Below are 13,016 nucleotides of genomic sequence, written 5' to 3' on the forward strand. Positions count from 1 at the left end.
GCGGGACGGATACGCGCGACGCTCAGCTCAGAACGGCGCGTCGCCTTCGATCGTCGTGCGGTACAGCTTGCGGCGCAGATGGTCGGGCGTGCCGGCCGCGAGATGCATCAGCGAGCGGTTGTCCCAGAACACGAGGTCGTGCGCGCGCCAGTGGTGCCGATACAGATGCTCGGCACGCACGCTGTGCGCGAACAGTTCGTCGAGCAGCGCGCGGCTTTCGTCTTCGGGCAGATCGACGATGCGCGTCGTGAAATGCTCGCTGACGAACAACGCCTTGCGGCCCGTTTCCGGATGCGTGCGCACGACCGGATGCACGACCGCCTCGACTTGCGCGATCTGCTCGGCCGACAGGTTCGGCCGCCACGGGCTGCGCGCCTGCAGCTCTGCATAGCGAGCCAGATACGTATGCTCGGCACGCCGCCCTTCGACCGCGCGACGCAGGTGCGCAGGCAGCGTATCCCACGCGAGATGCATGTTCGCGAATAGCGTGTCGCCGCCCTCGGCCGGCAGCTCCTGCGCATGCAGCAGCGAGCCGAGGCTCGGTTTTTCCTTGTACGACAGGTCGGAGTGCCAGAAATGACCGGCGTCGCCGAGCCCGATCGGCCGGCCGTTCTCGACGATGTTCGACACGATCAGCACTTCCGGATGCGCGGCCAGAGCGAACTGGTGCAGCACATGGATCTGCAGCGGGCCGAAGCGGCGGCTGAACGCGACGTGTTCGTCCGGCGTGATGCGCTGGTCGCGAAACACCAGCACGTGATGGTCGAGATGCGCGCGATGGACGCGCGCGAAATCGGCGGCGCCGAGCGGTTGCGACAGGTCGATGCCGACGACTTCGGCGCCGAGCGGCGCATCGAACGGGACGATGTCGAATCGCTGCGCGCCGGCTTCCGGCGGCAACGCGGCCCGATGGCCGGCGGACGTCGATGCGGCGCGGATGGCGGAAGTCGTCACGGTACAAGCCCCTGATTCGGTAAAAATGCGAATCTACGAGCGCGTGCCGGATTGCGTCAACGAAGCGATTCCGATACGTTTATCTGCCGCGGCGATAAGGATCGGTGCCGGTGCGCTGCCGGCCGGATCGCGCACCCATCTTGCACACCGCGTGTCCAGAATTTACAAACCCGGTGGCGTCCGGCACCGCCCGCGGGGCGCCGAGGCCCGTGCCGCAAGGCCGCGGGACCCGCCCCGAGCAGGCGGCACGCAGCTTGCTCACATCGGCCCGGATATGGCGACGGCGACAGCAGTGGGACGCCGGCCGCCACCGGCAATCGCCTGGTCGTGAGCTATGACACCTGACTCTCCCCTGCTGGAATCGGCCCTGATGCGGGCCGATCATTTCGTCCAGTTCTACGAATCCGACGAGCAGCTCGTGTCGGAGGTCGCGTCGTTTGCGGCCGATGCGTTGCGCGACGGCGGCAGCGCGATCGTGATCGCGCGGGCCGACCGGCTCGCGGCGGTGCACGAACGCCTGGATGCGCTCGGCGCCGCAATCGGCGCCGCGGCCCGCGACCGGATCTTCATGTCGAGCGCGCAGGCGCTGCTCGACAGCTTCATGGACGGCGATCTGCCCGATCCGGCGCGCTTTCGCCGCTCGATCGGCCCGATCGTCGAAGCCGCGATCCGCGCCGGCCGGCCCGTGCATGCGTTCGGAGAAATGGTCTCGCTGCTGTGCGCGCAGGATCGGTACGCCGGCGCCCTGCGACTGGAAGCGTTATGGGACGAACTGATCGCGCGGTACCGCTTCTCGCTCTACTGCGGTTATTCGCATGACGCGTTTCCGAGCGCCGAGCAGTCGGAGATGTTCCGCCACGTGTGCTCGCTGCACCGCCGAATCCTGCCTGCCGCGTCGCTGCGCAACGACGAAAACGAGCTGCACCTGACGCTGGCGCTGTCCCAGCAACGCTCGCGCGCGCTGAGCGACGAGATCCGCCGCCGCGAGGACGCCGAACAGCAACGCAACGGCGTCCTGATGCATGCGCCGTTGCCGATCGCGCTGCTGTCGGGCCCGGAGCACCGGATCGTGCTCGCGAATCACCGTTTCTCCGCGCTGTGCGGCCGGACCGACATCGTCGACCAGCCGCTGACGTCGGTGCTGCCCGGCGGCGATACGCCTGCGATCGTGCAGGCGCTTGAAACCGCCCGCGAGCAAGGCTGTTCGACGACGATCGGCGAACACCACGACCGGCCCGAACCGGACGGCGCCGCCCGCGTGTACCGGCTGCATTTCAATCCGCAGCCGCTCGCCGAGGGGCTCGGCGTGATCGTCAGCGCGGTCGAGGTAACCGAGCACGTCGCCGCGCGCGAGAAGCTCGTCGCCGCGAACGCCGAGCGCGACCGGCTGCTGGGCGAACTACGCGACGCGAACCAGGCGAAGGACCAGTTTCTCGCGGTGCTCGGCCACGAGCTGCGCAATCCGCTGACGCCGATCTCGCTCGCGCTCGAGCTGATCCGCAACCGCGACGGCCAGGCAACGCCGAACGAGATCGCGATCATCCAGCGGCAGCTCGATCACATGGTCCGGCTGATCGACGACCTGCTCGACGTGTCGCGCATCACGCGCGGCAAGATCACGCTGAAGAAAGAATCCTTGCGGCTCGCGGACATCGTCGACCGCGCGGTCGAGGTCGCCAGCCCGCTGCTCGAGCAGCGCCGTCACCGCCTGCATGTCGACGCCGATCCCGACGCGCGTTGCCACGGCGACCCGGTGCGGCTGTCGCAGGTCGTCGCGAACCTGCTGACCAACGCGGCGAAATACACGATGCCGGGCGGCGATATCACCGTGCGCGCGACGCACGGCGCGGACGGCGCCGCGATCATCGAGGTCTGCGACAACGGCGCCGGCATTCCGCCCGACCGCCTCGACAGCATCTTCGAGCCGTTCTACCGGCTCGACGGCGAAACGAAGCAGGCGCACGGCGGCCTCGGCATCGGCCTCGCGCTCGTACGCAGCCTCGTGAACCTGCATGGCGGCACGGTGCGCGCGGACAGCGCCGGCCCCGGGTGCGGCAGCACGTTTACGATCGCGCTGCCCGAGTACCGACCGAAAGCCGTGGCGGTGGTCGCGCCGCAGCCGCCGCCGGGCATCCGCGAGTTGGCGCCGGGCAGCACCGGCCGGCGCGTGATGCTGGTCGACGACAACGAGGATGCCGCGTCGACGCTCGCGCAATGGCTGCGCGACGCCGGCCACGAAGTCGCCGTCGTGCACGACCCGGTGACCGCGCTGGCCGCTTATCGCGCGTACCGCCCCGACGTCGCGATCCTCGATATCGGGCTGCCGGTGATGGACGGCTACGAGCTGCTGCGGCGGCTGAAGGCGATCAACGAAGTGACGACGTGCATGTTCCTCGCGCTGACCGGTTATGGCCGCAGCGCGGATCGCGAGCGCTGCCTCGCGACCGGGTTCCTGCAGCATTTCGTGAAGCCGGTCGATCCGGCCGCGCTGCATCTCGCGATGACGCTGCCCCGCACCGGTGGCGATGCGCACGACGGCGCGGGCGCGGAAGCCGGACGCTGAACGCGGCACGGTACATGCGCGCCGTAGACGGCGGACGGCGGCCGGCGGCGCGCGGCTCAGTTCTCCGATGAACAGCGCACCGACATGAGGCCGGCCGATTCCAGGGTCCGGATCAGTTGCGGCAGCATCACGTCGGTGTTGGCCTGCTCGCGCCACTGCACGAGCAGTTCCTCCTCGCGCAGCGCACGCGCGACCGATTCGTGAAAGCCGCGCGTGCGGCACGTGAATCCCGCGGCGTGCAGTTGGGTCGTCAGCCGCTCGCGCGCCGTCGAGCCGAGTTCGTATTCGACCGTGACCCGCGCCGTCCTGACGCCGCGCAGCCGTTCCTCGACCAGCCGCAGCGGCCACACGACGAGCAATGCGAGCACGAGCCCGAGCGCGCCGAGCGACAACTGGCCGCCGCCGATGCACAGTCCGATGATCGTGACGAACCACAGCGTCGCTGCCGTGGTCACGCCGGAGACGAGGCCGTCGCGATGCAGGATGGCGCCCCCGCCGATGAAGCCCATCCCGGTCAGGATGCCGAGCGGCAACCGCATCGGGTCGATCACCGCAAACGCGCCCTCCGGCTTGCCGGCCTGCATCAGCAGCGCATTCACCTGCAGCATCGCCAGGCACGCGGCGAGGCAGACGAGGATCGTCGTGCGCAGCCCGGCCGTCTTGCCGGCTTCACTGCGATCGAGGCCGACCAGCCCGCCCGCGACGAGCGCCAGCGCGATCCTGAGGAGAGCATCGGTCCAGTGAAGTACGACCGGCATCGGCTCCATGCGCGCCTCCATGCAAATCGTGATGCGAGATGCGTCGCGGTACGACCGCGGACGACACTCCCGGGACGCAAGGTTCGAGCCCGGCCGCGCGTGCAATGCGCAAACGCCACATCACGCTCTCGACGTATCCGATCGGATACGGACTTAGCCGCACGCGAGGATTGGACGCCCCGCCGTTTCCGATCGGGTACGAAAGGACGCGCCGGCTTGCCGTGAACGCATCTTCGTTCCTGAACGGATACGAAATGGTGCCCGGGCCGGCGCGTTGTGCCATACTGTTCCCGATCAGATACGAAGCACGGAGAACGTCATGTCGGAATCCCAGTCCGTCGACACGATCGGCGCGCTCGCCCACCTCATTCGCGCGACGCGGCTCCAGCAGGGGTTCACGCGCGACGAACTCGCGAACGCGACCGGGCTGTCGCCGAAATTCATCAGCCAGGTGGAAGCCGGAAAGCCGACCGCGCAAATCGGCAAAGTCATGCTGCTGCTCGGCGAACTCGGCGTGCGCCTGTACGCGGAATCGTCGGTCGAGATTTCGGAAGCCACCGCGCTGAAGGCCGCGCAACGCCGCAGGAGCAGCCATGGCGGCTAGAACGCTGATCGCGTCCGCCAACGGCGTGCGCATGGGCACGCTGACCGACGACAAAGGTATCTGGTCATTCGCGTACGATCCGCAGTGGCTCGCGTCCGCGGCCGCGTACCCGCTGTCGCCGGCGTTCGCGCTGCGCGCGGACACCTTCACCGACACGTCGACCGATCGCCCCGTCCAGTGGTTCTTCGACAACCTGCTGCCCGAGGAAGGCATGCGCATGTCGCTCGCCCGCGAGGCGAAGGTCGATGCCGCCGACGCATGGGGCCTGCTCGCATACTTCGGGCGCGAATCGGCCGGCGCGCTGACGCTGCTCGCCGACGGCGAGCGGGAAGCGCCCGGCAGCCTGCAGCCGCTGTCGCTCGACGAACTCGAGCGCCGGATCCAGGCGATGCCCGAGCGCGCGCTAACGGCCACCGCGCCCAAGCGCATGTCGGCGGCCGGCGCGCAGCAGAAGCTGCTGCTGGTGCTGCGCGGCGACGCGCCCGACTACACGCTGTACGAGCCGGTCGGCAGCGAGCCGTCGATGCACCTGCTCAAGCCGGACATGCGCGCGGCCGGCTACCCGCACTCGGCGATCAACGAATTCTTCTGCATGAAGCTCGCGAGGAAGATGGGGCTCGACGTGCCGGACGTGCACTTCCTGCGCGCGCCGTCCGCGTGCTACGTGATCGACCGGTTCGACCGCGACGTCGCGTCGGCGCCGGCCGGCCGCGTGCATACGATCGACGCGATGCAGCTGCTCAACTACGATCGCGGCTTCAAATACCAGCGGGCGAATGCGCAGGAGCTCGCTCGCGCGATCGACCGCACCAGCACGCGCGCGCTGGCGCGCCTGTCGGTGTTCCGCTGGACCGTGTTCAACGTGGTGGTGGGCAATGCCGACGCGCATCTGAAGAACCTGTCGTTCTTCGTCGACGCGCGCGGCTACCGGCTCGCGCCGTTCTACGACATCGTCAGCACGGTCGTGTATCACACGCCGACGCACCGGCCCGACTATCGCGGCGATCATTGGCCGCACTGCGAACTGACGATGCCGCTCGGCAACGCGACGCGGTTTGCCGATATCGATGTGGATGCGCTGATCGCATTCGGCCAGGCGCTCGGGCTCAGGGACAAGGCGGCGGCCAGCGAGCTGCGGCGCTTTCTCGAGCCGCTCGATCGCCACGTCGCGCAGACGCTTGACGAAGTGCGGGAGATCGCGCGGCCGGACGCCGGGGAGATGCGGTTGCTGAATTCGATTGTGGCGATGCCGATCGCGGAGATGGGGCGGGCGCTTCGGTCGATGCGGGAGTGAACCGGGATGGGCGGAAAAGCGCGCTTCGCCGCGGGCCTCCCCCGCCCGGACACCCGCTCAGCGGCGCACCGCGAAGGCATCGACTCCCGTCAGCGCAGCGGAGTGCGCCCATAGACGCTCAGCCGCCTCGGGATCGATCGCGTGCGGCCGCACGCCGGCCTCCTCGTCGCCGCGCGTGACCACCGCGACATCGCAAATTCATCGCTGACCCGCGGCCCAGCAAACGTCACGGATGTTCGACGGCCACGAGCGCATCGAACGCGTCTCCTTGCGGAAACGCCGCCCACGCTTCCAGTCCCGCCTCGATTTCCTCCACCGTCAACAGGCACGCATCGAGTTCGCGGCGCAACCGTTCGTGATCGATCGACTGCCCGATGAACACGATTTCCTGCCGGCAATCGCCGACCGGCTCCGCCCATTTTTCCAGCACGCCGGCGCGACGATAGTCGTCGCGCGGCCAGTCCGACTGCGGCACGAATCGCCACCAGCGGCCGACGTAGCCCCACTGGAACCGCCCCCCCGTCTGCACGAGCATGCCGATCTCCTCATGGCGGTGCGCAGCCCACGCATAGCCTTTGCAGCGAAGTAGCCGGCCGTTGGTCCACGGCCGCCTCAGCCAGGCGAGCAGGCGCGCCGGATGAAACGGCGCACGTTCGCGATAGACCCACGATCCGATTCCGTATGTGTCGGATTCCGACGGTCGTTCGTCGACCTGCATGTGGCGCATCCATCCCGGCGATTCGACGAGCGCCGGCAAATCAAAGCGCCGGGTATCGAGCACGTCCGACGGATCGATTTCACCGTCACGCATCGGCAGTATCCGCGCGGATGGATTCAACGATGCGAGCACCGCGCGCAGCCTGTCGAAACCCGCATCGCCGATCCGATCGAATCGGCTGACGAGGACGACGTTCGCATATTCGACCTGTTCGATCAGCAGGTCCGACAGCTTGCGTGGCTGGCCGGTTTCACTTCCGTTCGAGGCCGGTTCTTCCGACGTGATCATGTCCTCGAACGTCTCGCCGTTGACTACCGTGACGAGCGTATCGAGCCGCGCGAGTTCGCTGAGGCTGAAGCCGTCGCGATCGAGGAACGCGAACGTCTCCGCGACCGGCATGGGCTCCGAGATTCCAGTCGACTCGATCAGCAGGTAATCGAAGCGCTGCTGTCGCGCGAGCGTGCTGACCTGATCGAGCAGATCGGCGCGCAGCGTGCAACAGATGCAGCCGTTGCTCATCTCGACCAGTTCGTCCACGCCGCGATGCAGCTCGACGTTGCGTCGCACATCGTCGGCGTCGATGTTCACTTCGCTCATGTCGTTGACGATCACGGCCACCTTCAGGCCGGCGCGATTGCGCAGGATGTAATTCAGCAGCGTCGTCTTCCCGGCGCCGAGGAATCCGGACAGTACCGTCACCGGAATCCGCGCCGGCGGGCCGGCCGGCGCGGGTTGATTCGCCAGCGCATTCATGCGCGCGTCTCCGGCGCGCGATCCAGGTAGCCTTCGAACAAATCGGCCACGACATAACCGTCGTCGGCGGCGTCGCCCCACAGATCCCTCACGCGGAATTCGACGTGATAGGTCGGCTGATGCGCGGCGCCGGTGTCGCCGTGGCCGATCGCGTCCGGGAACGGCCACGATTCGGTCGTCCGGTGCAGCACGACGCCTGTCTTTCCCCGCACGTAGCCCGGCGCCCGGATGTGTCCGCTCACGTATTCGTCGCGCACGACGACGCGATCGCCGACCTCGAACCGCGTCGCGCCGGCAGGCGCTGCCCGGCCGACGGAATGCGACGGGTTCGCGAGCCGGAAGTGCGAACCGAGCGCACGGTCGAGTTCGTCTTGCGTCAGCACGCCGGTTTCGACGAGCAGCGTCGCGGTCGCGATCACGTAGCGCTCGTAGTAGCGCGTGCCGACATGCTGGCGCACGTCGATCCGTTCGACCGCGTGACGCACTTCGTCGACGCTGAACTTTTTCAATTGATCGACACCGACGAACATCAAGCTGTATGCGAGATGTTCCCAGTCTTCCTTGAAGACCGGCTTGTAGCCGAGGCTGTTGATCGTGTGCGGCACCCGGCCGAAGCCCTGGAATCCGCCGAGGTCGTGAAAGCCGTCCATCTGTGATCTCCGAAATGAAGGTCGATAAGGGAATGCGCCGCGGATCAGCTCGCGCGCGGCAGCGCGACGCCGATCAGCACGTCCTTCGTGACAAGCGTTCGCAGTTGTTCCTCGGTCATGTGCTCGGTGCCGACGGGACGCACGGGCAGCACCAGGTAGCGGCTTTCGGCCGTCGTGTCCCAGACCTTCACGACGACGTCGTCGGGCAAGTCGGTACCGAGTTCGCGCAGCACCGTGCGCCCTTCGCGGACGAGCCGCGCGCGGTATTCGAAACCCTTGTACCACTCGGGCGGCAGCCCGAGCACCGGCCAGTTCGTGCACGAGCACAGGCTGCAGACGATCACGTTCTTCAGCGTCGGCGTATCTTCGAGCGCGACGATGTATTCGCCCTGCGGGCCGGTGTAGCCGAACTGCGCGCACGCGGCGGTACCGTCCTTCAACAGCAGCTCGCGAAACCCCGGATCGACCCACGCACGCGCGACGATCCGCGCGCCGTTGGCCGGGTCCCAGGTCGTCGACATCAGTTCCGTCAGGCCTTCGATATAGCCGTCCGGGATCAGGTTTTTCTCTTTCATCACGCGAAACAGCGCCCAGGCGCGTTCGCCGGGTGTCGATGCTGTTTCTGCAGAGTGGTTCGCGCTCATCGTGGGGCTCCTCGTGGGGGTTCGGGTCGACCGCCGCCCCGCCGCTGCTTCCCTGGCGGGGCGCGGACACGTCGTATCGGTCACGCTACGACGAGTAGGTTAAGAAGAGAAAAAGCGCGGTTCTTTGCCGGCACGGATCGGAAACTGTGCTGAGACGGATCCGACACCTGCCTTTGTTGCGACTGCATGGCATCGACGGCAGAGGCCCGCCACAGCCAATTTCTTGTTCCGCCGGAAAACAGAATCGCGGATTTTGCCTTCCTATTCTCATCCTCAAGCGACGGCCGTTCCGTGTCGCGAATCGTCGGGCGCACCCGATGCGCCGATGGATAACAGCGTGCAGCACACCACGACTCCGGCGTCCGGCAACGGCGCGCGTGCGTCGCACATCGGACGCGATGGTATCTGCGCATCCAGGCAAGGGGCATGATGGACAACGTCAACAGAATGAAACTGAAGCGAATCGCGCACTGGATCGGCGCATCGCTGCTAGTCGTCGCGTCGCATTACGCGGGCGCGGTCGAGGTCGATCCCGGCGACTACGAGCAGTACCCGGTCGGCGCGACGATCGGCGTGCTGTATTACAACTATTCGGCGACGAACGCGTACTACGCGAACGGCAGCAAGACATCGAATTTCGACCTGCAGTCGAACATCGGCATCGCGCGGCTGCTGCACGTATTCCAGCTGACCGACCGGCTGACGATCGATCCGCAGGTGCTGCTGCCGTTCGGCCACGTGAGCGGCTTCGGCAATGCGAGCGCGCTCGGCAGCACGACCGGCGTCGGCGACGTGATTCTGACCGCGCCGCTGAAATTCCGCCTGAACGAAGCGAAGGACGTGATCGCCGCGACCGTCTACCTGTATGCGCCGACCGGAAGCTACGACCAGAACCGCGGCCTGAATCTCGGCGCGAACCGCTGGTCGCTCGACTTCCAGGCCGCGTACGTGAAGCATTTCTCGGCGCAGTGGGCGCTCGATGTCGTCGGCGACGCGATCTGGTACGGCAACAACACGTCGTACGGCGCAAGCGGTGCGACGCTGCATCAGCGGATGAGCTACAGCGCGCAGGCGATGGTTCGCTACATGCCTGATCCAGGCACATCGCTCGGCGTCGGGATCACGCAATTTTGGGGCGGCGAAACGCGCGTCGACGGTGTCGACGGCCATGACGCGCTGCGCACGACGCGGATGCGGCTGACGGCGTCGAAGTTCGTGACGAAGGCCGACCAGGTACAGGTCCAGCTCGGCACCGACCTGAGCGTGCGCAACGGGCCGAAGAACAGTCTGCTCGTCGGCCTGCGTTACGCGCACATCTTCTGACGATGAGCCGGCGCCCTGCTTCCGGCGCATATCGATTCGTTTTACCGACGGTTGATTCGTCGACACCCGACTCCCTTTCCAATGAGGCCATGCATGGAATCCGCAATCGATAAACACCTGGTCTGCCCGCGCACGCTGTCACGCCGTGTCGCCGACGACTACCAGCCGCCGTTCCCGATGTACGTCGCCCGTGCGTCCGAAGACCTGAGCCAAGTCGTGATGGGCTATTTCGGCGTGCAGTATCGCGGCGCCGACAAGCGCTCCGTCGCACTGGCCGCGCTGCGCCGGATCGTCGCCGATTTCGATGCGCCGGACGGTCCGGGCAATCATGATCTGACGCAGCACACCGACAACCAGGGCTACGACAATCTGATCGCCGTCGGCTACTGGCGCGACCCTGACGCATACGCGCGCTGGATCGCGTCGCCGGCGGTCGCCGAATGGTGGGCATCCGACGCGCGACTCGCGGACGGCATCGGCTACTTCCGCGAGATCGTCGCGCCGCGCGCGGAGCAGTTCGAGACGCTGTACGCGTTCACGGACGATTTTCCCGGTGTCGGTTCGATCATGGACGGCGTCAGTGGCGAGATCGAGGAACATGGTTACTGGGGGTCGATGCGCGACCGGTTCCCGATTTCGCAAACCGACTGGATGCATGCGGACGGCGAATTGCGGATCGTCGCGGGTGATCCGGCGCGCGGCGGCCGCGTGGTCGTGCTGGCGCACGACAACATCGCGCTGATCCGTTCCGGGCAGGACTGGCGTGCGGCCGAAGACGACGAACGCCGACTGTATCTCGACGAGATCGAGCCGACGCTTCGCGGCGGGATGGACTTCCTGCGCGACAACGGCGTCGACGTCGGCTGCTATAGCAACCGCTACGTGCGGTCGATCGATCTCGACGGCAATCTGCTCGACGAGAGCTACAACATCGGCCACTGGCGCTCGCTCGACCGCCTCGAGCGATGGGCGGAATCGCATCCGACGCATCTTCGGATCTTCGTCACGTTCTTTCGCGTCGTCACCGGGCTGTCGAAGCTGCGGCTGTATCACGAGGTGTCCGTATTCGACGCGAAACATCAGGTCTACGAATACGTGAACTGCCATCCGACAACCGGGATGATGCGCGACGCCGTCGCCCGCTGAATCGTGCCGGCGCCGCGCAGTTCGGGCGGCGCCGCCTTACTGAACTGGAGAACGTCGATGGCCATCAAACGCCCGACCCGCGAACAACTTTCCGACATCGCAGCCGGCTTCGGCTTTCATGTCGATGCCCGGCAGCTCGCCGATTACGACGACGCGCTGCAGGCGAATTTCGACGCGTACGACGCGATCGACGCGCTGCCCGACTATCTGCCGGCCATAGCGTATCCGCGCACGCCCGGCTACCGCCCGGAAGGCGACGAGAACCGTTATGGCGCGTGGGCGCGCAAGAGCCTGATCCACGGCGCCGCCGACGGCAAGCTGCGCGGCAAGACCGTGGCCGTGAAAGACAACATCTGCGTCGGCGGCGTGCCGATGCGCAACGGCGCGAGCACGTTCGAGGGTTACGTGCCCGACGTCGACGCGACTGTCGTCACGCGAATGCTCGACGCCGGCGCGACGATCGCCGGCAAGTCGACCTGCGAGTACTACTGTTTTTCCGGCGGCTCGCATACGAGCGCGTCCGGGCCCGTGCTCAATCCGCGCAAGGCCGGACATTCGGCCGGCGGTTCGTCGTCCGGCAGTGGTGCGCTGATCGCGAGCGGCGAAGTCGACATGGCGCTCGGCAGCGACCAGGGCGGCTCGGTGCGGATTCCGTCCGCGTATTGCGGTGTCTACGGAATGAAGCCGACGCACGGCCTGGTTCCGTATACCGGCGCCATGCCAATCGAGGCGACCGTCGACCACCTCGGGCCGATGACGAACAACGTGCTCGACAACGCGCTGCTGCTCGACGTGATCGCCGGTGACGACGGGCTCGATCCGCGCCAGCGGGCGCTGCCGCCGCGCGCCGACTATCTCGGTGCGATCCGGGACGGCATAGCCGGCCTGCGGATCGGCATCCTGCGCGAAGCGTTTGGACTCGCGAATTCGGAGGCGGTGGTCGATGAGGCCGTGCTCGTCGCCGCGCATCGGTTGCGCCAGCTTGGCGCGAAGGTCGACGAAGTATCGGTGCCGTTGCATGCGACCGGAACGGCGATCTGGCTGCCGATTGCCGCCGAAGGCGCGACTCAGCAGATGATGAAGGGCAACAGCCACGGCTTCAACTGGCGCGGCCTGTACGTGACGGGCATGATCGATCATCACGCGGGCTGGCGCGAGCGTGCCGACGAGCTGCCGGATACCGTCAAGGTGACGATGCTGCTCGGAGAATATTTCACGAGCCGGTATCGCGGCCGCTATTACGCGAAGTGCCAGAACCTCGCACGGCGGCTGCGTGCGGATTACGACACGGCCCTGCAATCGTATGATCTTTTGTTGATGCCGACCGTGCCGATACGCGCGTCGAAACTGCCGGAGCCCGGTTGCCCGATGTCCGAATCGCTGACGCGCGCGTTCGAGATGCTCGCGAATACGGCACCGTTCGACGTATCCGGACATCCGGCAATGTCGCTTCCCTGCGGGATCGCGGAAGATCTACCGATCGGGCTGCAACTGGTCGGGCGTCGCTTCGACGAGGCGACGATCTACCGGTGCGCCTATGCGTATGAACAGTCGTCCGACTGGCGCCAGACGACGTTCGCGTGATGAGCCGGGCCCGCCGGCGCACCCT

At 66.8% G+C, this 13,016-nt stretch carries 11 protein-coding genes; 6 read left to right on the top strand and 5 right to left on the bottom strand.

Annotation, left to right across the window (positions count from 1 at the left end; all coding sequences use genetic code 11):
• Positions 1–27: 27 nt before the first annotated feature.
• Positions 28–954, bottom strand: coding sequence for a TauD/TfdA dioxygenase family protein (locus ABIC50_RS13645; protein WP_011661405.1), 927 nt, complete (start codon positions 952–954; stop codon positions 28–30).
• Positions 955–1,324: 370 nt separating this feature from the next.
• Between ABIC50_RS13645 and ABIC50_RS13650 the strand changes: the two genes are divergently transcribed.
• Positions 1,325–3,517 carry a hybrid sensor histidine kinase/response regulator gene (locus ABIC50_RS13650; protein WP_354164604.1) on the top strand — a complete coding sequence of 731 codons (2,193 nt, stop codon included), beginning with the start codon at positions 1,325–1,327 and terminating at the stop codon, positions 3,515–3,517.
• A 56-nt stretch (positions 3,518–3,573) separates the two neighbouring features.
• Here ABIC50_RS13650 and ABIC50_RS13655 read toward each other — a convergent pair whose 3' ends face one another.
• Positions 3,574–4,284 carry an MgtC/SapB family protein gene (locus ABIC50_RS13655; RefSeq protein WP_354164606.1) on the bottom strand — a complete coding sequence of 237 codons (711 nt, stop codon included), beginning with the start codon at positions 4,282–4,284 and terminating at the stop codon, positions 3,574–3,576.
• Between the two features lie 310 nt (positions 4,285–4,594).
• On the opposite strand from ABIC50_RS13655, the gene ABIC50_RS13660 reads away from it, so the two are divergent.
• Positions 4,595–4,879, top strand: coding sequence for a helix-turn-helix domain-containing protein (locus ABIC50_RS13660; RefSeq protein ID WP_006752887.1), 285 nt, complete (start codon positions 4,595–4,597; stop codon positions 4,877–4,879).
• Positions 4,869–6,173 (top strand): HipA domain-containing protein, encoded by a 1,305-nt coding sequence (locus tag ABIC50_RS13665; protein ID WP_354164609.1) that lies wholly within the window; start codon positions 4,869–4,871, stop codon positions 6,171–6,173. The genes ABIC50_RS13660 and ABIC50_RS13665 overlap by 11 nt, the downstream gene beginning before the upstream one ends.
• Positions 6,174–6,399: 226 nt before the next feature.
• Here the strand turns inward: ABIC50_RS13665 and ABIC50_RS13670 are convergent, their stop codons facing one another.
• Genes ABIC50_RS13670 through nthA form a run of 3 tightly spaced genes read right to left on the bottom strand, consistent with a single transcriptional unit; the run spans position 6,400 to position 8,938 of the window.
• Positions 6,400–7,644 (bottom strand): GTP-binding protein, encoded by a 1,245-nt coding sequence (locus tag ABIC50_RS13670; protein ID WP_354164612.1) that lies wholly within the window; start codon positions 7,642–7,644, stop codon positions 6,400–6,402.
• The gene (gene nthB / locus ABIC50_RS13675) at positions 7,641–8,294 is read right to left on the bottom strand and encodes a nitrile hydratase subunit beta (RefSeq protein ID WP_011661412.1); all 654 of its coding nucleotides are present in this window, start codon (positions 8,292–8,294) and stop codon (positions 7,641–7,643) included. Before nthB ends, ABIC50_RS13670 begins: the two co-directional genes overlap by 4 nt.
• 44 nt (positions 8,295–8,338) lie before the next feature.
• Positions 8,339–8,938 (bottom strand): nitrile hydratase subunit alpha, encoded by a 600-nt coding sequence (gene nthA, locus ABIC50_RS13680; protein ID WP_006752893.1) that lies wholly within the window; start codon positions 8,936–8,938, stop codon positions 8,339–8,341.
• Between the two features lie 426 nt (positions 8,939–9,364).
• On the opposite strand from nthA, the gene ABIC50_RS13685 reads away from it, so the two are divergent.
• From ABIC50_RS13685 to ABIC50_RS13695, 3 genes are all read left to right on the top strand, one after another.
• Positions 9,365–10,261 (top strand): transporter, encoded by an 897-nt coding sequence (locus ABIC50_RS13685; protein WP_354164615.1) that lies wholly within the window; start codon positions 9,365–9,367, stop codon positions 10,259–10,261.
• Between the two features lie 93 nt (positions 10,262–10,354).
• Complete coding sequence (oxdA, locus tag ABIC50_RS13690) at positions 10,355–11,407, top strand: aliphatic aldoxime dehydratase (protein WP_354164617.1); 1,053 nt, start codon at positions 10,355–10,357, stop codon at positions 11,405–11,407.
• Between the two features lie 57 nt (positions 11,408–11,464).
• Positions 11,465–12,991: an amidase gene (locus tag ABIC50_RS13695; RefSeq protein ID WP_354164620.1), complete on the top strand. Its 1,527-nt coding sequence runs from the start codon at positions 11,465–11,467 to the stop codon at positions 12,989–12,991.
• Positions 12,992–13,016 lie beyond the last annotated feature (25 nt).

The organism is Burkholderia sp. 567 (assembly GCF_040545115.1).
Taxonomy (GTDB): Bacteria; Pseudomonadota; Gammaproteobacteria; order Burkholderiales; family Burkholderiaceae; genus Burkholderia; species Burkholderia ambifaria.